Origin of the sequence: Deinococcus sp. (assembly GCF_025362455.1) — a bacterium.
Taxonomy (GTDB): Bacteria; Deinococcota; Deinococci; order Deinococcales; family Deinococcaceae; genus Deinococcus.
In genome coordinates, this window is sequence record NZ_JANYGJ010000008.1 from 1 (window position 1) to 20,187 (window position 20,187).

A 20,187-nucleotide genomic window follows, 5' to 3' on the forward strand; every position below is an offset into this window, starting at 1 on the left:
CTGACCGCCGCGCAGGGACGCGATGATCCGGTCGGCTTCCGAGGTGAGGGCGGCTGGATTGGCGGGATTGGCGCGCAACTGGCGGCGCAAGGTATCGGCGATGTTGTCTCCGGCTCCGGCCAGACTCACGTAGGCACCCACTGGCTCGGCCCCCTGACTAGTAGACGGTTCCAGACAGGCTGCCAGCCCCACCAGGGCACCTTCGCTGTGCCCGATCACGGCCACTTTGCCGAGTTCCGGTTGCTGACCGAGCCAGGTCAGCCAGGCGTGAGCGTCCTGAACATAGGTGCTGAAGGTCAGGGCCTCCTCGCGCGAGTCAGTCGCCGCGCTGCTGCCGACACCGCGTTTGTCCGGACGCAACACGGCGTATCCAGCCGCCGTGAGCGCCCCGGCGAGTTTCCGGTAGACGTCGGTGCTGAGGCCAGACGGGCCGTTGCCGTCGCGGTCGGTGGGGCCGCTGCCCGCCAGGATCAGCACGACTGGCGGGTGGGCGACACCCTCCGGCACTGAAAGGGTCGCCCGCAGCGAAGCGCTTGGCACGGCCAGCGTAACCTCCCGACTGCTGGCCTGCGCCGCAGACATGCCCAGGCCCAGCACGGCGGCCAGTATTCCAGTCTGGATATTCATAGTCCCTCCTTCGAGTAAGATTTGTTACTTGGCTAATTTGCCAATTACCGAAATAATAGGCCAGTGAGAGCGGAGGATGCAAGAAACCGTCTCGCATTTAATGTATCTTAGCGTACACTCTAGCCATGACCCCCAGACCGTTCCTGATCCTGACACCCTCACCGGCCACCACGCCGGAGGTGGGCGCCTTGCTGGCCGTGCTGCACGGGGCGCGGGCCGTTACCCTCAAGTCGGCCAGGAGGATCGGCAATCTGGACGCCGCTGCGGTGGGCGGCTTCAGTACCCATCTACCCAGCGCCGGAACACTGCTCTACCACATCGCCATGATCGAACTCGACTGGCTGTACGTCGAAGTGCTGGAGAAGGGTGAGGACGATTTTCCCGCCGAGGCCAGAAGCTGGCTGCCCCTGAATGCTCGTAACAGCGCAGGCCACCTGAGCCCGGTGACGGGTGAACCTCTGGAGCGCCACCTTAAGCGGCTGGACTGGGTACGCGGCCTGACCGACGGTGTGTTCAGCGCCATGACCTTAGGCGACTTTCGCCGCCCCCGCATCATGGACGCCTACGACGTGACGCCCGAGTGGGTGCTGATGCACCTGGCGCTGCACGAGGCCCACCACGAAGGCCAACTGGCCCTGCTGGTCTGACGTGAGGCCCATGTTCGTCTGTGCTGGGTGTCAGCGTGAACTCGGTGCGCTGGAGTTTTTACACGAAGTCAGCGTCTGGTGGCCGGAACTGGAGTGCGGTAGGCGAATCTGCGCGGCCTGCGGCCACCGCGAGGAAGTCGGGCTGCGCCCCGGCGTGGTCGAACTCGGGTACCTGTACTCGGCGGGCACAGCCCATTTCGCCAGGATGTGGGAGCAGACCTTACCTGGATTGGGCGTCCTGCGGGGCGCGGACGGGCTCCGGCTCCGGTACGCGGGCGAGATCTGGCACGTGCCGGTGGAGCAGATCGGGTGATAGCCGCCCTATCCTGAGCTATGCGCCAGATCAACAACGCCCTGCTGCTGCCGTACCGCCCGGCCACTCACCCCGACTTCGGCAGGATGCTGGTGCAGGACCGGCGCGGCCACAGACCACCGCCCTGGGGCTTCTTTGGTGGCGGCATCGAAACTGGAGAGACCTCGCTTCAGGCTGTGCTGCGCGAAACCTGGGAAGAACTGGGCCTGAGACTCAACGCGAGCGATCTTCAGTTCGGCACCGAGATCAGCGGGCAGCTCCGCGACTTCCAGTTCGGGCTGCACCTGTATACCTGGGCGTACAGCGGCGACCTCAGCGAAGTCGTGCTGGGCGAGGGCGCGGGCATGGACTGGCTCACGCCGGAGGGGATGCTGGAACGGGTTGAGGTCGGCGGGCCGGACGAGGCGATCTGCGGCTGGGTGAGGGGGTTTCTGCGGGTGATGGGGAGTGGGAAGTAGGATCATACCGAACCTCACCTACTCGGCCTGTTCCACGAACCCGGCGTGCATCTGATAGCGCCGCGTTCCCGGCCCCCGCACGGCTGAGCGTTTGAAGCGCTCGAACAGCTCACCGAGTTCCTGCTGGAAAGCGGCGGCAGTCTCGGCGGTCAGGGGCACGTCGGCCCAGTCGTGCAGCGGACGCGGCAGCAGCGCCCTGAAGTCGGCACTGGGCACCGGCTCCAACGTCAGGCCGTAGCCCCCGGCGTCGCGGAACAGCCGGAGTTGCCAGTCGGGCGTCAGGCGCAGGCCAGCCCTGGACACGCTACGGCTAAAGCGGTTATAGTCGCGGGCCATGATGCGCTGCAAGACCTCGCTGGCACTCATGCCCTGGAGCAACTCGGTGCTCAGCACGAATTCGTCGGCCACGCTGCGGTAATGCCTCACGGCGCTGCCGCTGCGGCGCTCAGTGCGGGTCACGCGGATCAGGTTCAGCGCCAGAAAACGGCCCGCCCAGTAGGCCATGACATTGAGCCTGGTGCCGGTGCGTTGCGCCGCCTGCTGCACGGTGCTCTCCGCCCCGATGAACTGCGCCAGATACCCCGCCACATGCGGCTTGACCATCAGCGCCGCCACGGCAGGGTCGCTGAGTTCCAGTTGTGGCAGCCAGGTCAAGATCGGCTCTGTCATCTGACCAGCTTAGTCGGTAGGCTCGGTCTCATGAAAAACAAAGTGTTGCCGCTCGTCTTGATCGCCGCCCTGCTGCCGTCGTGCGCGGCGAGCACCAGCCAGGCGGCGGGCCTGAGCCTCAGCCAGATTGCGGCCCGGTCCACCCCGACCATCAACGCGCTGCTGGAGGCGGGCCGCCGGGGCGACATCCAGGCGGCGCTGGCGACCTTCGTGCCTGGCAAGGGCAGTGAAGCAGCACTGAAAACCCTATTTGCTACCCGGAAAGAGGTGTTCGCCCGGTTTAGCCCGCTTCGGGCCGCCGATTCCTCGTATTCGAGTGTCCAGGGCGGCTCTTTCTTCGACGACCTGTTCCGGGGCGGCACCCAGCTCGAAGCCCGCGTCCCCGGCGTGGACGGCGTATCGCTGCGTGCCAAGGTGGTCAACCGGGGCGGCTGGAAACTGACAGCGTTCGAGTTCTACAGCACACCGTAGACAACAGGAAGTGGGGAGTGGGCCAGGGGCAACTTACGTCGTGCTTTTAGCTCCTCACCCTTGACTGGCACAGCCGCTTGCGGAGGAGGGAGGTTGGGAGGGGGTGATACCGACTCCGATTGAATCGTTTTGCAAAAACGGTTCGATCCGACCAGCGGGAGTAGGAGAAAGTACGGGCTCTGCGGTATGGATTAACATCCGGTGCTTTTTCGGATGTTAAGGAATTTAGCGGAGTCCGTATGAGCCTAATCGCCCTCCCAGCGCGGACTAAAGAAACAGGCGTCATCGTTTTACTGACATTGAACGCCCAGCCCGTTCACCCCCACCCCAGCCCTCCCCCCTCCGCAAGCGGCTGTGCCAGTCAAGGGTGAGGGAGCACAGACCGCGCCAGGACGACGTTTTCGTCAACATTGCTCGGAAGCAACATAGCGACGTAAGTTGCCCCTGGGGAAGTGGGCAAAAATCAAGCCCTACTTCCCACTCCCCACCTCCCTCTCTTTATTCCCAGTATTCCTGCCCCGGCTCATCTTCCGGCAATTCCGCGTCCACCGGCACCTGATCGGCCCAGACGGTCATGCGGGTCAACCTGGCGGCGCCGAAGGTCGTGGTGAAGGCCACGTCGGCGGCGTCGCGCCCGGTGGCGATCAGCACCCGCCCGCGCCGGGGCTTGTTGTGGCGGGCGTCGAAGGTGCGCCACTGACCGCCCAGGTACGCCTGGAACCAGGCGTGAAAATCCATCGGCGTGCCGTCGGGCGGAATGCCGATGTCGCCCAGATACCCGCAGGCGTAGCGGGCCGGAATGTTGAGCGCACGGCAAAACGCCACGCCCATGTGCGCGAAATCCCGGCAGACCGCCTTGCCCGCCGAATACGCCTGCTGAGCGGTGGTCGAACTGTTGGACCCCGCGCCGTAGATGCAACTGCCATGCAGGTGGTCGCTGATGGCCTGCACCTGCGCCCAGCCGCCCTGAATGTGCCCGAAACGCTCCCAGGCTTCGGTAGCCAGCAGGTCGCTGTCGACGTAGCGGCTGGGCAGCAGAAAACGGATGGTGTCGTCGGGCAGGTCTTCTATGGGGGTTTTGGGCAGCTCGGTGAGCTGCGGGTCCGGGGCGCCGGGCACGTCCACCATCATGTCCTGGCTGATGACCAGCGCCCCCGGCTGGGCCAGCAGCCGCCAGATGACGTTGCCGTAGCCGTCGTTGTAGCGCCGCAGCTTGTCCGCGCCGCGCAGCGGGTCCACCAGTCGCCGTGACTGCACGACGCGCTGGCCGGGCCTCTCGGTGGGTTCGACGACAAACAGCATCGGCGTGGGAAACGGCACCTCGAAGGTGAGCTGAAAGCCGACGCGGACGCGAATGATCTCGGTAAACGGCAAACTGGGCGCGGGCGCGGACATGAACTGTATTCTCACAGAAGCCGGGCTTACAAATGATGGGTGGGCTTGCAAAGGGTGGGGGGCAGCTTGTGGCTTGCAGCTTGTGGGAAAAGATGGCGGCTGGACGGGCTTGGGGCGGTTGGGTTGCGTTGGTAGGGCTTTAACTCGTTGCTAATGCGTCGGCTCCCCCAGCCCCCGCCCCGGTGGAGCGCAACTGGCTACAGGTTCGGGGGGAAGGCAGGCGTGCCCAGCGCTCAAGCGTCGTCATCGGCGCTGCGCTAAACAAGACGGCGCGTCCGTTCTGCCTGATAAGGCCCCTCACCCCTCTTGATTAGCCTACGTACCAATAGAACCTTGGAGGGCGTTGGTCGCTGCGCTGTGCATAGCACATCCGATTCGTCCCACACGCACTTTATCTCACCACGTTCTCCACATCGTGGAGGTCACGTAGGGCGCCCGTCCTCCGCATCTGCACATAACTGACTTCGCTGGAATTTAGTGTTCTACTTCAGCTAAAAACAGCATCTGAGTGAGCATTTCCGGCCCCTCGCCCCTTGCGGGAGAGTCGAAGACCTGCTTGCAGCGGCGGGGTGAGTCGCAGACCTGCTTGCAGAGGGGTAGTGAGCGCAGCTCATGCCCTCTATCTGTCCCCACTCCCCACTCCCCACTTCCCACAACCCGCTACCCTATCCCCATGAACCGACTCGCCGACCAGTCCAGCCCCTACCTGCGCCAGCACGCCGACAATCCGGTGGACTGGTATCCCTGGGGCGAGGAAGCCTTCGACGCCGCCCGTGAGCGGGACGTGCCGCTGCTGCTGAGCGTGGGCTACTCGACCTGCCACTGGTGTCACGTGATGGCCCACGAGAGCTTCGAGGACGCGGAGGTGGCGGCCTACATGAACGCCCATTTCGTCAACGTCAAAATTGACCGCGAGGAGCGCCCGGACGTGGACGCGGTGTACATGAGCGCGGTGCAGGCGCTGTCGGGCGCGGGCGGCTGGCCGATGACGGTCTTCGCGCTGCCCGGCGGCACGCCGTTTTATGCCGGAACCTATTTTCCGCCGCAGGACGCGCACGGCCTGCCGGGCTTTTCGCGGCTGCTGAGCAGTGTCGCCGGGGCCTGGGAGAATGGGCGAGACCAGTTGCTGGGCAATGCCGAGGCACTGAGCGCCCATCTGCGCGAACAGGCGGCGGGCATGGCGGGCAACGCCTCTGCCCTGCCCGCCGACTTTCTGGAGCGGGCGACGCACAGCCTCCAGCAACGCTTCGACGCCCGGCACGGCGGCTTCGGACGCGCCCCCAAGTTTCCCTCGCCGACCACGCTGAGTTTCCTGCTGACCCAGCCGGAGGGGCGCAGCATGGCGCTGGCGACCCTGAGCATGATGGGTCTGGGCGGCCTTCACGACCAGCTCGGCGGCGGCTTTCACCGCTACAGCGTGGACGAACGCTGGCTGGTCCCCCACTTCGAGAAGATGCTCTACGACAACGCCCAGCTCGCCCGGACGTATTTGCAGGCGCATCAGGCAGCGCCGGAGGGCGGGTTTTTAGAGCTGGCCCGCACGACCCTGAGTTACCTCGAACGCGAGATGCTGTCGCAAGGCGGCGGGTTCTACAGCGCCCAGGACGCCGACCAGGAGGGCATCGAGGGCAAGTTCTTCGTCTGGACGCCGGGGGAATTCGCCGAGCTGCTGGGTGAAAACGCCGAGCTGGCCGCCACCTACTGGGGCGTGGACGCGGCGGGCAACTTCATGGACCCGCACCACCCGGCGTTCGGCAAGCGCAGCGTGCTGCATGTGCCCAGGCAGTTGCAGGTGCTGGCCGCCGAGCGGGGCGAGAACGAGGGCGAGTTGCGCGTGCGGCTGGAGCGTGCCCGCCAGACGCTGTTCGAGGCCCGCGCCCACCGCGCCGCGCCCGGCCTGGACGACAAGATTCTGACCTCGTGGAACGGGCTGGCCTTGCAGGCGTTCGCCGACGCCGCCCGCATCACCGGCGAGGCTCGTTACCTGGAGATCGCCCGGCGCAATGCCGACTTCATCCAGGCCAAGCTGAGCGATCCGGGCGGCGGGCTGCTGCACACCTACGGCGCTGTCAGCGGTTTACCTGGGCGGGCCGCCGTGCGCGGGCTGCTCGAAGACCAGGCCCTCTACGGCCTGGGGCTGGTATCGCTGTATCAGGCGGGCGGCGACCTGAGCCACCTGCACCGCGCCCGCGAGCTGTGGACGCTGTGCCGAACGCAGTTCTGGAGCGAGGAGGCCGGGCTGTTCTATTCGACGGGCGGCCAGGCCGAGGTGATGCTGGTGCGCCAGGCCGGGGCCTTCGATTCCGCCGTGCTGAGCGACAACGCCGCCGCCGCGCTGCTGGGGCTGTGGATGTCACGCTACTTTGCAGATGAACACAGTCCGGACGAAGCTGACGCCGAGCGAATCGCCGGGCGGGTGGTGCAGACCTTCCAGGCCGACATGCTGGCCGCGCCCAGCGGCTTCGGGGGACTGTGGCAGGTCGCCGCTTTCCTGGCCGCGCCGCATACCGAGGTGGCCGTGCTGGGCAGTCCGGACGCCCGGAGGCCCCTGGAAACCGAGCTGGCCCGGCATTTCCTACCGTTCACCGCGCTGGCTTTCAGTGAGTACGGCGGCGGTCTGGACGTGCTGGAGGGCCGGAGCGCCGCGCCTGGGCAGGCCGTCGCCTACGTCTGCGTGAACCGGGCCTGCGAGCTGCCGACCTCGGACCCCGGAACCCTCAACACACAACTGGAGCGTATCGGCCTGTGAGGCCAGCCGCTGCCCTGGCGCGTGCTTCAAGAAACCGTGCCTCAAGAAACACACAGGCGTTCCTCAGCCCGGCGCCACACTGCGGGGCCAGACTGCCGGTATGACCCGCAACTCCGACCCGCACGACGACCTGAGCACGCCCGGCGACCCCAAGGACAACCACCAGGACGCCTACACCACCGCGCCCGCCCAGGACCGCGTGGCCACGCAGGACAAGGGCGTCGGCGGCATCGAAGGACGGCAAGATCATCAGTCGGGCCAGGGCGCCCAGACCTTCAAGGGCCTGAACAGCCTGGTGACCCGCGAGCCCGCCGCCTTCGAGCACGCCCCCCAGGACGCCGCCTACGCCGGAGCCGACCCCGACCCTGCCGATTTCGGCGACGTACCGGTCATCGCCGCGTTGCCGGGCAACGGCCTGGGCACCGTCAGCGTTGCTCCGGATTCGTCACTGGAGCGCGACATCAACCCGAATCCCAGCTACACGCCGCCCAGCGAGGGGAGCAGCCCCCATCCGAACGAAGGCGCTGCCGATGTGTCTGGCGGGGCAACGGGCGGGGGTCACAAACGCTGAGGCAGCCCTACGCCAACCGTCACAGTTCCAGCACGTACAGCACGCCGTCTGCGATGTCGGTGCGGTAGATCTGGACCGGTTTGACGGCGGGCAGGGTTTTGGGCTTGCCGGTGCTCAGCTCGAATTTGGCACCGTGCTTCTCGCAGGTGATGCGGCCCATGACCACCTCGCCGCCCAGCAGCGGAAAGTGCTGGTGAGTGCAGTTGTTGCGCAGGGCGAAGTACTGCCCGCCGTCGTTGATGACCACCACCGACTGACCGGCGACCATCACCTCGGTCTGGGAGCCGTCTGGTAGGGCGTCTAAGGGGCCGACAGCAATGCGGCCCGTTTCACTGATCTGCTCACTCATGGGCCGAGTGTAGAGCACAACTCAGACGCCGCAGCCGCTCTCCAGCACCTTCTTCGGCCCAGTCGTCGGCCCAGTCGTCGGCCCAGTGGCGCTCGTCCAGGTCCAGGCGTCGTAGGTCGTGCCCTCGTGATAAGACTCGGAGGTGACGATCTCCAGGCGACCATCGCCGTTGAAGTCGGCGACACCCTTCAGACTCTCGCGCAGGCCCAGGCGGAGCGCCAGTTCCGGGTCGCTGGACGCCCCCAGCACCACATCGGCGCCCAGCACAGCGGTGTTGAGCTTGCCGTTCATGACAGAGCGCAGCAGCAGCGAGTAATCTCCGGTTGCCGAGTTGACCGGCGGTGAGAGCAGGTCGCCTTCCGGCCTGGCAAAGTGCGTCGCCTCGATGATGACTTCCTGGCTGCCGTCGCCGTCCAGATCGGCCCGCAGGACCTTGACGAGATCGACCACCGGACTGTTCAGGCCGCGCCGCTGCAATTCCTGGCGAATGACCTGCCGATACGCCGGGTTGGCCGTCGGCACCACCGTGACCGGGCGGGGCCGAGCCTGAATACTGTCCAGCACGGCCAGCGCACCCACGTTCTCACCGAAGCCCGGCCTGAAGGCCACCGAGAAGGAGTCCGGGCAGGGCGCGTCGTACGAGACCGGCGAGCCGCCCGTGACCGTGACGGGCGCTCCCCTCAGCGGCTGGACCCGGTAGCGCGTGTCGGCCTTGACCCTCGGTACGGCGGCAGGCAGGCGCCCCGGCACTCAGCAGGCTCAGCCCTGCCAGCACGCCTCTGACCATGTTCATACCTGGGTTCATGCCTGGGTTCATGCCTGGGCCCACACGGCCTGCCTCTACGCTTCCTGACGCCCCGATGCCAGCAGCGCGTCGATCAACTCGGCCTGCTTCACGGCGTCGTCCGGCAGGAATCTCAGGGCCTCCTGAGCGCTTGCGGCCCGCTGAAAGTGGGCGACCATCTGCGCGTAGCCGTCGCTGGGGGCGAAGGTCTCGGTGCGCTCGCCCACGCGCAGGGTCAGCGGTGAGCGGTTGTTGGAGGCGAAGGGGTCGGCCATGTCGAGCTGGCCCGCCGTGCCGATGAGGCTCAGGTGCGGCCTGCCCGACCAGTCGAAGGCGGCGCTGACACTCGCCAGCGCCGAACCGTAGTCCATGACCGCACTGACGCCCAGGTCGATGCCCGTGCCGGGGTGCTCGCCGGACCAGCGCACCCTGGCGCTCGCACTCTGCGGTTCGCCCAGCAGCAATCGCATCAGGTTCAGCGGATAGCAGCCCACGTCGAACATCGAGCCGCCGCCGAGTTCAGGGTGCCAGCGGAAATCGTCCGGGTTGCTGAGGGTAAAGCCAAATTGGCCCTGGTAGAGCCGCAGTTCGCCGAGTTCACCACTCGCCACGATCTCACGGATACGGGCAATATGCGGCTGGAAGCGGTAAGCGAAGGCTTCGAGCGACAGCGAGCCGGACGCCTGCGACACGCGGGCGAATTCGGCGGCTTCCAAGGCGTTCATGGCCAGGGTCTTCTCGGTCAGGGCGTGTTTGCCCGCTTGCATGGCGGCCTTGCTCCAGGGCAGGTGCAGACTGCCGGGCAGCGCGTTGTATACGAAGTCGATACCGGCGTCCACCACGTCCTGATAGGTGCCGAGGTGGGGAATCTCCCAGGTCCGGGCGAACTCACGGGCGTGATCGGAGGCCGGGTCGCGGACCCCTACGATGTCCACCGCGCCGCCGGAAGCGCGGATGGCCGGAATCAGGGCGCGGGCGATGCGGGCGGCGCCGAACAGGCCCCAGCGCAGGCCAGAAGTCGAGTTGGTCATGGGGGGAGTCTAGCGCCGGGGGTCTGCCGAAGTTTTTCAGCCAGCGTTCACCGACCCTAGAGCAGTAGTCCGAATTACGCCACGGGGAAAACAGCCTCCCCGCGCCTCCATTCTGCGTCCTGCTCAGTCAAAACTACTCGCTCCGCTCGGTCATAAAAAGGGTCTTTTTATGACATCTGCTCTACAATCAGCAGGTGCAAACCCGTTGCGTCCGTATTCGGCTCAAACCCGGCAGCCTGGAGCGCGTCCGCGAGTGGGCCGCCGAGATCGATGCCCGGCGAGCCGAGGCGCTACAAACGCTCGAAGACGAGGGCCTGACTCTGGAATGCTTCTTTTTAGAGACGACGGAAGAGGGAGATTTCCTGATCGGCTTCACCTGTGCCGACAACTTCGAGCAGGCGCAGGCCACCGTGGAACGCTCCCTGCACGCCATCGACGCCTATCATCAGGAGTTCAAACGCGACACCTGGGAATCTGGGCGGCGGCTGGAACTCCTAGTCGAGTTGAGCCGTATCCGCGCACCCTGATCTGCCCCAGCCCCTCACCTAGAGCAGATGTCATAAAAAGGGTCTTTTTATGACCGAGCGGAGCGAGTAGTTTTAACTGAGCAGGACGCAGAATGGAGGCGCGGGGAGGCTGTTTTCCCCGTGGCGTAATTCGGAGTGCTGCTCTATACTCCCCACACATGCGACCTGATTTTGTCATCGTCGGCGCGGGCTCTGGCGGCTGCGTGCTGGCGCGGCGGCTGCTCGATTCCGGTGCCCGCGTGCTGCTGCTGGAGGCGGGCGGGCGCGGCAACCATCCGCTGATTGCCGCCCCCGCCGGGTTTCCGAAGCTGTTCAAAAGCAAACTCGACTGGGCCTTTTACACCGCGCCGCAATCCCACCTGGGCGGGCGGCGGCTGTACTGGCCGCGCGGCAAGGTGCTGGGCGGCAGCAGCGCCACCAACGCCACCATCTACATTCGCGGCTCACAGCAGGATTTCGGCGGCTGGAGCGGCCCAGATCATCGAGGGTCGGCTGGCTGGGGTGAGGGCTGGAGCTGGGCCGACGTGCTGCCGGTCTACCGCTCGCTGGAGCGCTTCCGGGGCGACGAGAGCGAGACTCGCGGCACAGGCGGGCACCTGCACGTGGGCGAGCGGGTCACCTCGCACGCGCTGTCACACGCCTTCGTGGCGGCGGCGCGGGCGCAGGGCGCGGCGGTGGGTTCCAGCTTCAACGACGGCCTTCATGCGGGCGCCGGGCTCTACGAGTCCAACCACCTGCGGGGCGTGCGCCAGTCGGCCTTCAAGGCGTTCGTGGAGCCGGTGCTGGGGCACCCTGACCTGACCGTGCTGCCCCACGCCCAGATGCTGGAACTATTGTGGGAAGGCCACCGGGTCGTGGGCCTGAGCTTCCGGCACGGCGGTAAGGTCAAAGAGGTGCGGGCCGGGGGCGTGGTGCTGGCGGCAGGCACGGTCCAGACGCCGCAACTGCTGATGCGCTCCGGCATCGGGCCACGGGCTGAGTTGGAAAAACACGGCATTCCCCTGCGGGTCCACTCGCCGGGCGTGGGCGGAAATTTGCAGGACCATCCCGCCGTGCCGGTGATCTTCAGCTCGACCATTCCCAGCCTGGACGGCGTGAACGAGCTGGCGGCGCTGGCCGAATGGGCCTTCAAGCGCACTGGCCCGCTGACCAGCAACGTGGCCGAGGCGGGCGCCTACGCCCACGCCCGGCCCGGCCTGAGCGCGGCTGACCCGCCCGACATCCAGTTTCATTTCGGCCCGGCCTATTTCCGCGACCACGGCTTTACCAGGCCGCCCCCCGGTTCGGCTCCCCACCACTTCTCGGTGGGTCCGGTGCTGGTGGACGTCCGCAGCCGGGGCCGCCTGAGCCTGCACAGCGCTGACCCCGACGCGCCGCCGATCATCGACCCGCAGTACCTGGCCGACGAACGGGACCGTTCAAGTCTGATCGCCGGGGTGCGGCTGGCCCGGCAGATCGCTGCCGCGTCGCCGCTGGCCGAACTGAGCGGCGGCGAGGTGCTGCCGGGGCTGGCTGCCCAGACGGACGCCGAGATTCTGCGCTTCATCGAATCCGAGGCCGCGACCTTCTACCATCCGGTCGGCACGGCGGCGCTGGGCGACAGCGACGAGTCGGTGGTGGACCGGAGATTGGCGGTGCGCGGAGTGCTTGGCCTGTGGGTCGCCGACGCCAGCGTGATGCCGCACATCATCCACGCCAACACCAACGCCACCGCCATGATGATCGGGGCGCGGGCGGCGCAGTGGCTACAGGAGTAGCGATGGAAGTCGTCCTGAGCGTGTATATCAGCGATCATCTGCTGCACCTGCACGACGCCGCGCAACCCGTGGGCACCGACTACGACTGGCCCGACACGACTTTTTCCGTGAACAACGGCGGCGACGTCTGCATCAGGCTGGACCGGGCGGCGGGCAGGGTCGTGGTCGTGTTGTCCTCCTACACCTTCGACCCGGACGAGCCCGGTGAAGACCGTCCGTTCGCCTTGCCGGAACTCGATCCGCCGTACTGGCAACACTGGGACCATATCGAGCGCGGCGTCATCAACTTAAGCGGTGAGATCATCCTGTGCGATTCCTGGCACGACTCGGTGACCGGAACCGATATGGTGCCCTTCGGCCTGTGCCACCTGCTGATCTTCTTCGGCGGCCTAGGCAGCGGCGACTACGACAGCGACAACGGCGCCGATTATCTCAAGCTGGTGATCTGGCCGGTGGCTCCCGACGAGCCCTGGGCATTTGAGCCGGTGGTGCTCAAGCAGTGGCAGCGACCTGATGGCGATGACCGCAGCACCGTCGCCCAGAACGCGCGGGCGGGCCGCAGCGAGAGCGAGTTGCTGGCGAGCCTGGCAAGCCCAGACGAAAGTGAGCAGCTTCACGCCCTCCTGGCGCTGGGAGCACTGGGCACCGAAACTGCGATTCAGGCGCTGCAAGCCTTCGCAGCCTCGGCGAAAGACCACGACGATGAGGCCCAGCAAATCGCCACCTCGGCGCTCGGCCTGGCCGGTGACGCCGCGCTGGACGCGCTGCACAGCCTGCTGCTCAGCCCAAGCGCGTCCGTTCTTATCCGGGCCTTGCAGGTCTTCCGTGACCGGGGGCAGATCAGCGCCCGCTGGCCGAATATCACCGCCTGTCTGCGCTCGCCTGAGCCGGAGGTGCGGCAGTGGGCCGTGAGCAGCTTCTCTGAACTCAAGCAGCCCGCCGATCTGTCGCTGCTGGCGCCGCTGATGGCTTCAGGCAACAGCGATCAGCAACACACCGCCCTCCAGGCCCTTGAGCGCTGGCAGTCCGGATCAGACGGCGGGCCACCCCGCTTGTTACCGGTAGAATTGCTGGCGCAGGTGCGGGCACTCGACGGCTCCGGCGAGCAGGTCAAGGCCCGTGTTGTGGGTTGGGAATCTCTGGGTGAGGTGGCAGCGAGGGTGCTTGGCGGTGAGCGCAATAAACGCTCACCGCCAAGCGGCTGAAGCGGTCTATCCCCCTCCAATGCCGCCCGGCACTACCGTGAGCTGCCCCGGCCCATGTTCTACTTGCGGCTATGAAACTTCTGCTGTGGCCCGCGCTGCTGGCATTGAGCCTGCCCGGCAACGGCCTGGGCGCCGCGCTGAGCACCGGCCTGGAAGACGACGCCCGGACCGTTTTGAGTTACGGACCCCGCGTGGCGGGCAGCCCGGCGGGCGAGCAGGCACGGCTCTACTTAGAGGCGCAGTTTCGTGCCCTGGGTTACCAGACCCGGCGCGAAGCCTTCACCTACCCGCGCTTCGATGATCTGGGTTCGGAGGTGAGGGCGGGCCATCAGGTGCTCAGAGGCTACGCGCTCCAGAACTCCGCCGGGGGCGAGGTCACGGCGCTGTCAGTGCGGGTGCCGGGTGTGGGCAGCGCGGCGAATTACGTCGGTCTGGATGTGCGCGGCAAGGTGGCGGTGGTCAGCCGGGGCCAAACGACCTTTTTGCAAAAAGTCCGGGCCGCTGCCGAGGCAGGCGCCGCCGGGGTCGTCATCGTCAATTCAGCTGCGGGCGAGCTGCGCGGCACGCTGGGCGAGCAGGCCGAACTGCCGGTGCTGGGCGTTTCGTCTGACGTGGGCGCCGCACTCACGGACGGCTTGCCGCTGACCCTCAGCGTGCGGGTGCGCCGGGGCGAGGTGCAGGGCGTCAATCTGGTGGCCTTCAAGGCGGGCCTGACCGGGCCTGACCTGCTGCTGGGCGGCCATCTGGATTCGGTGCTGGGCGCACCGGGCGCCAACGACAACCTGTCGGGCAGCCTGGCAGTGCTCGAAGTGGCCCGGCGCGTCGCCAACACCCCACTGTCGGCCCGCAGCTTTTTTGCCCTCTTCGATGGCGAGGAAGACGGCCTGCGCGGCTCCCGCGCTTTTGTCAAGGCCAACGCGCCCAGCCTGGAGCGCCTGAAGGCCATGTTCAACTTCGACATGGTGGGCGTGGCCGCGCAGCCGTTGACCCTGGGCGGAGACGCGAAGCTGACCGGCGTGGCCCAGCGCGTGTCGAGCGCCGCTGTCAACGACGCAGCGCCGGGCGGTAGCGACCACGTACCCTTCGCGGAGGCGGGCGTGCCCACCCTGTTTTTCCACCGGGGCCTGGACGCCAACTACCACCAGCCAGGCGACAGCCTGCTCGATCTGGAGCTGGTGCGCGGCACGGTGGACACGGCGCTGAGCATCGCGGCTGAGGTGCTGAGTCCGGCAGTCGCCAGATAGCACAGTGGGTTCAGCCGTGCAGCTCGCGGGCTACCGGCTCGGTGACGCTGAAGTCGGTGAATCTGGCCCGGAAGCCGGAGCGCTCCGGTGAGCAGCACATCAACCCGACCTGGCAGACCTCCGGCAGCGGCAGGTACGCCAGGCGCGAGAGTTGCCAGCGCCCGGCAGCGCCTTGAAACTGCACCCGCAATGCGGTGCCGTGCCGGGTCAGGCGAATGCTGACCTTGCCGCGCAAATCAGGCAGCGCCAGCACCGACCAATCTGAGAAGTCGCGGGTGACGACGGTGCTCAGGTGCGGCAGACCGTCGGTGTATTCGATGCCGGTCTTGAGCCAGGTGGTCTCACTGACGCGCAGCATCAGGCCGAGCTGGTCGTAGAGCGCCTCGTACTCACCGTCCAGGGTCACGCTGGCGGTGAAGTCGCCGCTCACTTCGCGGAACAGAAAATGGCCGTCGTCACGGATAAAGCCGTAAAACGTCTGCCGCCAGAAGTCAGTGCGCTCGCCTGTGCTGACGCTAAGCATATCGGCGGTGGCGCTCCACTGCGGCGGTTCGTTCAGCCAGTGCAGGTTCTCGAACATGGAGTGTCCTTGTGGGGGCAAAAGGCCGGTGTAGGGAACGGGATGGAGCGTCAGGGCGGCGTGTGATACAGGATTAACTTGATTCCCAGCCATTTTGGTGGAACTCGGTTGACCCCTCTCCTGCGGAGCTGTACCAGTCGCCCCTTGCAGGAGAGTCGCAGACCTGAGGAGTGGCGCCCTCATGGGGAGGAGTGGCGCCCTCATGGGCGTCCGTTCACGACGACAGTCCGCTCATGACGACAGTCCGTTCACGACGAGTGCTTGCAGAGGGGGCCACCGAGCGGCGTTCCCGCTGCATGCAGCAGATTCTTTTTAATCCCGCATCAATTCTCCAACGTGCGCTTGAGCAGCGTCACCCGAACCGGCACTTCCTTTTTGTTGCGCCAGACGGTCAGGCTCATGATCTGGCCGGGGCGCCTGGCGGCCACGCGCCGCACCACATCCTGCGAATTCTTGACCCGGTTGCCGTCCACGGCCACGATCACGTCGCCGAGCGTGACGAGCTGGCCCTCGTTGTTTTTGAGGCTGCCGCGCAGGCCCGATCTGGCGCCCGCCGTGCCCGCCGGAACGTCGATAATCAGCGCCCCGTTGCTGCTGGTCAGGCCCGCGAGCTGGCGCAGGGCCGGGTCGAGGTTGGCCGGGTCCTGAAAGGTGACGCCCAGCGTGCCGCGCTGCGAGACGCCCACCGTCTCCAGGTCGGTCAGCGACTGCTTGACCAGGTTGCCGGGAATGAACACGCCGATGATACCCGGCACCAGGTCGCCGTCGGCCACGTTCGCGTCGGCCAGGCCCACGACCTGCCCGCGTGAATCGAGGATCGGCCCGCCCGACGAGCCGCCCTGGATGGTGGCGGTGGTCAGCATGTAGGTGCCGACCTCGTTGCCGAGCTTGTCGCTGCGCGGCACCCTGTCGCTGCTGGTGGCGTAGACCCCGGTGGAAATGAAGTTCTGGTATTTCAGCGGCGTACCGACGGCGATGATCTTCTGGCCCGGCACCAGGCGGCTGCTGTCGCCGAAGCTCAGCAGTTTGGGGGCGCTGACGACAGTGACCCGGATCACGGCGATGTCCAGCCCCGGATCGATGCCGACCACCTTGGCCGGAACGGTGCGCCCGTCGCTGAGGGTCACGCTGAGGCTTTCCTGATTTTGCACCACATGGTAATTGGTGACGATCAGGTTGGCTTTGTAGAAAAATCCGCTGCCGGTTTCATTGGGGCTCTCACCCTGCTGAAGCGCGTCCTGGCGGATTCGCACGTCGATGCGCACGGTGCCGGGGACCGCCTGCCGCTGGACCTCCACGGTGTTGATCTCGTCGGAGGTGACCAGCGCGTTCTGGGCCGTGACCCGCCCGGTGACGTAAGCGCAGACCATTGCCACGCCGACCAGGGCGCCGATACCCAGCACGCGCCGCCCCAGTCCACGGCCTCTCAGACCGCGCGGCTGTGACCCCTGCGGTGACCCGTGACCCGGCCCGGCGTTCACTCGCCTGAGCCGCCCTTGCTGGGCGCACTGCTGCTGGACTTGCTGCTGGACTCGCTCGCAGCCGGGCTGCTCGCCGCTGCACCTTTGGAGTCGCTGCTTTTGGATTCGAAACCTTTGGGCTCTGAACCTGGAGATGCCTGGCTCTCCGACTTGCTCTCCGAGCTGCCTTCAGCGCTGGCCTTGCGGCTGGGCGAGCGCGAATCGTTGGCGTAAAAGCCGCTGCCCTTGAAGGCGATACCCGGCGCCGACAGCAGCCGCTTGACCGGCTCGCCCGTTTCGGGGTGGACCGTCAGGGCGTCGTCTTTCATGCTCTGCTTGAGTTCGAAGGTCTGATTGGTCACCAGATTGCGGTAGACATACGTGGGCATAGGTTTTGTGGGTTCCTCCGGCGGTTCATCGTAGCGTAAGCGGCGCGGCGGCGGCAGGGCAACTCTGGCGCACCCTTCAGCCACCACGCAGCATGATGAGTGTTGTACTCACTTCAGTCCGTGCTCACCTGAGTATAGGCCGCCGTGTTAAGCTGGGCACGCCGGAGGCGACACTGTTCACCGCTCGGCACCACCCAGGGAAGCGCAAGACCCCGCCAGCCGTAAAGGCGCGGGGGTACGAGGTGGGAGTCATCGAAATCGCCGGAGCCAATACTGCCGGGCGACTGTTCTGCGGATGCTCCCAGGGTCCACGCCGGACCCTCCCGACCCTACGCCGTAGGGCAAACGTCCACCGAAAACGGCGCCGAGAGGCGTCAACAAGGTGGCGTGCGGCAGACCAATACACGCCTGTGACGCGCCAAAAACGCGCTTCACCAGGCCGGAGTTCACATGTGCGGAATAGTAGGGTATATCGGAGCGCGTCAGGCGCAAGGCGTGCTGGTGTCCGGCCTCGCCAAACTGGAGTACCGGGGCTACGACTCGGCGGGCGTGGCCATTCTGGATCACGGCAGCATTCAGGTCCGCAAGAAGGCGGGCAAGCTGGCCAACCTGGGCGCCGAACTGGCTGAGCATCCGCTGGCCGGAACGCTGGGCATCGGGCACACGCGCTGGGCCACCCACGGCCTGCCCAACGACACCAACGCCCACCCGCACGCCACCGAGGACGGGCGGATCGTGATTATTCACAACGGCATCATCGAGAATTACCTGAGCCTCAAGGCTGAACTCAGGGCACGCGGCCACGAGTTCAAGTCCGAAACTGACAGTGAAGTGCTGGCCCACCTGATCGAGGAGAAGTACGCCCAGACCGGCAGCGATCTGTACGAGGCCGTGCGGCTCTCACTCGGCGAGGTGCGCGGCGCCTACGGCATCGTGGTCACACACGCCGATCACCGCGAGATCGTGGCGGCCCGGACGGTCAGCCCGCTGGTGATGGGCGTCGGCGAGGGCGAGATGTTCCTGGCCTCCGACGTGCCCGCCCTGCTGCCCTACACCCGCCGGATGGTCTTCCTCCACGACGGCGACATGGTGGTCCTGAGTGATTCCGGCTACCGCGTCACCGATTTGCAGGGCCGTGCGGTCACGCGCCAGATCGACCAGATCGACTGGGACGCCGAGGCGGCGGAAAAGGGCGGCTTCGACACCTACATGCTCAAGGAGATCTACGAGCAGCCCACCGCCCTGACCAACACCCTGATCGGGAGGTTGAACGACGACAGCGGCGAGGTCAATCTGGACATCAACCTGGACCCATCGTCATTCAAGCGAATATCAATCATCGCCTGCGGCACGGCTTACTTGGCCGGGCTGGTCGGCGAATACCTGATCGAACAACTGGCCCGCATTCCGGTGGAAGTGGACGTGGCCAGCGAGTACCGCTACCGCGATCCGCTGGTGTCCGAGCACACCCTGGCCATCGTCATCAGTCAGTCGGGCGAGACCATCGACACGCTCGAAGCGCTGCGCGAGGCCAAGAAAGGCGGCGCCAAAACCCTGGGCGTCATCAACGCCAAGGGGTCGAGCATGACCCGCGAGCTGGACGACACGCTGTACATCCACGCCGGGCCGGAGATCGGGGTGGCGAGCACCAAGGCGTACACCAGCATGGTCGGCGCGATGCTGATGCTGGCCCTCTGGCTGGCGCGGGCGCGGGGCACGCTGAGCGAGGCGCAGGCCAAGGAGCTGCTGAGTGCCGCCCGTGAGCTGCCCCGGCTGGTCGAGGAAGCCCTCTCGCCGCAGCGGGTGGCCCAGATCAAGGTGGTGGCCGAGAAGTACGCCCACGCCCGCGATTATTTATTTCTGGGACGTGGAGTGAACGCCCCGACGGCGCTGGAAGGTGCCCTCAAGCTCAAGGAGATCAGCTACATCCACGCCGAGGGCTACGCGGCGGGCGAGATGAAGCACGGCCCGATCGCCCTGATCGACGAGAATCTGCCGGTGGTGGTGGTCGCCACCCAGAGCCGCCTGTTAGAGAAGACCATCAGCAACGTGCAGGAGGTCCGGGCGCGGGCGGGCAAAGTGATTTTGCTGCTCTCCGACGGTGATACCGAGAACGCCCAGCACGCCGACGACGTGATCTACGTGCCGCGCAGCCACGAGATGGTCAGCCCGATTGTCAACGTGGTGGCGCTGCAACTGCTGAGCTACTTCACGGCCACGGCGCTGGGCAAGGACGTGGACAAGCCGAGAAATCTGGCGAAGAGCGTGACGGTGGAGTAGGCTCGCTAGACTTCCTCCCATGCCCCCTTCCCAGACCCGGCGCCCCATTGCGGCCCGCAGCAGCGCCTGGGCGCGGGCGCTGGCCGGGTGGTTGGCCCGCAGCCAGGTCACGCCGAATCAGATTTCCGGTTTCAGCGTGCTCGTCGCCGGGCTGGGCGCCGGAGCGCTGCTGATATTGGCGCCTATTCCGGGGTTGCTGTGTTTTGCGCTGAGCATCCAGCTTCGGCTGGTCTGCAACCTGCTCGACGGGATGGTGGCCGTAGAGGGCGGCAAGAAGTCCGCACTGGGCGCTCTGTACAACGAGTTTCCGGATCGTCTGGCCGACTCGTTGCTGATCGTGGCGGCGGGCTACGCGGTTGGCCTGTCCTGGCTGGGCTGGTGGGGTGCCCTGGCGGCGGCGCTGACCGCCTACGTGCGCGTCTTCGGCGGCGCGTTGGGCCTGGAGCAGCGCTTCAACGGCGTGATGGCCAAGCCGCAACGCATGGCAGTCCTGACGGTGGCGGCGATATTGGGCGCTGTGGAATGGGGCATCTGGGACACCCGCTACGCCCTGACGGTGGGCGCCTGGCTGGTCGCGGTGGGCGCCTCGGTCACCTGCGTCACGCGCACGCTGGAGATCGCCCGGCAACTGGAAGAGTAGCTGTCCGGCACTTCAGATGATGATTCGCCCAGGAGCCAGTG

General features: G+C 66.4%; 21 protein-coding genes. 12 read left to right on the plus strand and 9 right to left on the minus strand.

The genetic code is table 11. The features are described 5' to 3' along the window. The coding region (locus tag Q0R23_RS00450) for an alpha/beta fold hydrolase (protein WP_293909130.1) at positions 1-627 on the minus strand (627 nt) is incomplete at its 3' end. A gap of 125 nt (positions 628-752) precedes the next feature. Here Q0R23_RS00450 and Q0R23_RS00455 point away from each other — a divergent pair. From Q0R23_RS00455 to Q0R23_RS00465, 3 genes are read left to right on the plus strand one after another with little or no spacing between them, the layout of a single operon-like run. Then, a complete protein-coding gene (locus Q0R23_RS00455) occupies positions 753-1,274 on the plus strand; it encodes a DUF664 domain-containing protein (protein WP_293909133.1) in 522 nt (173 codons plus the stop codon). A 10-nt stretch (positions 1,275-1,284) separates the two neighbouring features. Beyond that, positions 1,285-1,587: a hypothetical protein gene (locus Q0R23_RS00460; RefSeq protein ID WP_293909135.1), complete on the plus strand. Its 303-nt coding sequence runs from the start codon at positions 1,285-1,287 to the stop codon at positions 1,585-1,587. A 20-nt stretch (positions 1,588-1,607) separates the two neighbouring features. Further along, on the plus strand, positions 1,608-2,045 hold the full coding sequence (locus Q0R23_RS00465; RefSeq protein WP_293909137.1) for an NUDIX hydrolase: 438 nt from the start codon (positions 1,608-1,610) through the stop codon (positions 2,043-2,045). 18 nt (positions 2,046-2,063) lie between these two features. Here the strand turns inward: Q0R23_RS00465 and Q0R23_RS00470 are convergent, their stop codons facing one another. Continuing rightward, positions 2,064-2,714: a hypothetical protein gene (locus tag Q0R23_RS00470; RefSeq protein WP_293909139.1), complete on the minus strand. Its 651-nt coding sequence runs from the start codon at positions 2,712-2,714 to the stop codon at positions 2,064-2,066. 30 nt (positions 2,715-2,744) lie between these two features. Between Q0R23_RS00470 and Q0R23_RS00475 the strand changes: the two genes are divergently transcribed. Continuing rightward, positions 2,745-3,185 (plus strand): hypothetical protein, encoded by a 441-nt coding sequence (locus tag Q0R23_RS00475; protein WP_293909141.1) that lies wholly within the window; start codon positions 2,745-2,747, stop codon positions 3,183-3,185. A gap of 498 nt (positions 3,186-3,683) precedes the next feature. Here Q0R23_RS00475 and Q0R23_RS00480 read toward each other — a convergent pair whose 3' ends face one another. Continuing rightward, entirely contained in the window at positions 3,684-4,580 is an 897-nt protein-coding gene (locus tag Q0R23_RS00480; RefSeq protein WP_293909143.1) for a transglutaminase family protein, read from the minus strand. 673 nt (positions 4,581-5,253) lie between these two features. On the opposite strand from Q0R23_RS00480, the gene Q0R23_RS00485 reads away from it, so the two are divergent. After that, a complete protein-coding gene (locus Q0R23_RS00485; RefSeq protein ID WP_293909144.1) occupies positions 5,254-7,329 on the plus strand; it encodes a thioredoxin domain-containing protein in 2,076 nt (691 codons plus the stop codon). Positions 7,330-7,429: 100 nt separating this feature from the next. Next, positions 7,430-7,900 (plus strand): hypothetical protein, encoded by a 471-nt coding sequence (locus Q0R23_RS00490; RefSeq protein ID WP_293909146.1) that lies wholly within the window; start codon positions 7,430-7,432, stop codon positions 7,898-7,900. Positions 7,901-7,919: 19 nt separating this feature from the next. On the opposite strand, the gene Q0R23_RS00495 is transcribed toward Q0R23_RS00490, so the two are convergent. From Q0R23_RS00495 to Q0R23_RS00505, 3 genes are all read right to left on the minus strand, one after another. After that, entirely contained in the window at positions 7,920-8,249 is a 330-nt protein-coding gene (locus Q0R23_RS00495; protein WP_293909148.1) for a non-heme iron oxygenase ferredoxin subunit, read from the minus strand. Positions 8,250-8,270: 21 nt separating this feature from the next. Continuing rightward, complete coding sequence (locus Q0R23_RS00500) at positions 8,271-8,999, minus strand: hypothetical protein (protein WP_293909150.1); 729 nt, start codon at positions 8,997-8,999, stop codon at positions 8,271-8,273. Between the two features lie 90 nt (positions 9,000-9,089). Continuing rightward, positions 9,090-10,064: a Gfo/Idh/MocA family oxidoreductase gene (locus Q0R23_RS00505; RefSeq protein WP_293909152.1), complete on the minus strand. Its 975-nt coding sequence runs from the start codon at positions 10,062-10,064 to the stop codon at positions 9,090-9,092. 194 nt (positions 10,065-10,258) lie between these two features. On the opposite strand from Q0R23_RS00505, the gene Q0R23_RS00510 reads away from it, so the two are divergent. The 4 genes from Q0R23_RS00510 (at position 10,259) to Q0R23_RS00525 (ending at position 14,797) form a co-directional block, all read left to right on the plus strand. Then, on the plus strand, positions 10,259-10,591 hold the full coding sequence (locus tag Q0R23_RS00510; protein ID WP_293909154.1) for a DUF6176 family protein: 333 nt from the start codon (positions 10,259-10,261) through the stop codon (positions 10,589-10,591). A gap of 158 nt (positions 10,592-10,749) precedes the next feature. Then, positions 10,750-12,348 carry a GMC oxidoreductase gene (locus Q0R23_RS00515; RefSeq protein ID WP_293909157.1) on the plus strand — a complete coding sequence of 533 codons (1,599 nt, stop codon included), beginning with the start codon at positions 10,750-10,752 and terminating at the stop codon, positions 12,346-12,348. Positions 12,349-12,350: 2 nt separating this feature from the next. Beyond that, positions 12,351-13,553 (plus strand): HEAT repeat domain-containing protein, encoded by a 1,203-nt coding sequence (locus tag Q0R23_RS00520; RefSeq protein ID WP_293909159.1) that lies wholly within the window; start codon positions 12,351-12,353, stop codon positions 13,551-13,553. A gap of 71 nt (positions 13,554-13,624) precedes the next feature. Then, positions 13,625-14,797, plus strand: coding sequence for a M28 family metallopeptidase (locus Q0R23_RS00525; protein ID WP_293909161.1), 1,173 nt, complete (start codon positions 13,625-13,627; stop codon positions 14,795-14,797). Between the two features lie 10 nt (positions 14,798-14,807). On the opposite strand, the gene Q0R23_RS00530 is transcribed toward Q0R23_RS00525, so the two are convergent. The 3 genes from Q0R23_RS00530 to Q0R23_RS18475 all read right to left on the minus strand — a co-directional run bounded on the left by Q0R23_RS00530 (position 14,808) and on the right by Q0R23_RS18475 (position 17,226). Further along, positions 14,808-15,377 (minus strand): DUF1349 domain-containing protein, encoded by a 570-nt coding sequence (locus Q0R23_RS00530; protein WP_293909163.1) that lies wholly within the window; start codon positions 15,375-15,377, stop codon positions 14,808-14,810. A gap of 323 nt (positions 15,378-15,700) precedes the next feature. Next, positions 15,701-16,780 (minus strand): S1C family serine protease, encoded by a 1,080-nt coding sequence (locus Q0R23_RS00535; RefSeq protein WP_366520367.1) that lies wholly within the window; start codon positions 16,778-16,780, stop codon positions 15,701-15,703. Positions 16,781-16,854: 74 nt separating this feature from the next. Beyond that, positions 16,855-17,226: an FmdB family zinc ribbon protein gene (locus Q0R23_RS18475; protein ID WP_366520368.1), complete on the minus strand. Its 372-nt coding sequence runs from the start codon at positions 17,224-17,226 to the stop codon at positions 16,855-16,857. 450 nt (positions 17,227-17,676) lie between these two features. Here Q0R23_RS18475 and glmS point away from each other — a divergent pair, with 450 nt between their 5' ends. Next, the gene (glmS, locus tag Q0R23_RS00545) at positions 17,677-19,506 is read left to right on the plus strand and encodes a glutamine--fructose-6-phosphate transaminase (isomerizing) (RefSeq protein ID WP_293909166.1); all 1,830 of its coding nucleotides are present in this window, start codon (positions 17,677-17,679) and stop codon (positions 19,504-19,506) included. Between the two features lie 19 nt (positions 19,507-19,525). Then, complete coding sequence (locus Q0R23_RS00550) at positions 19,526-20,146, plus strand: CDP-alcohol phosphatidyltransferase family protein (protein WP_293909168.1); 621 nt, start codon at positions 19,526-19,528, stop codon at positions 20,144-20,146. Positions 20,147-20,187: the final 41 nt, after the last annotated feature.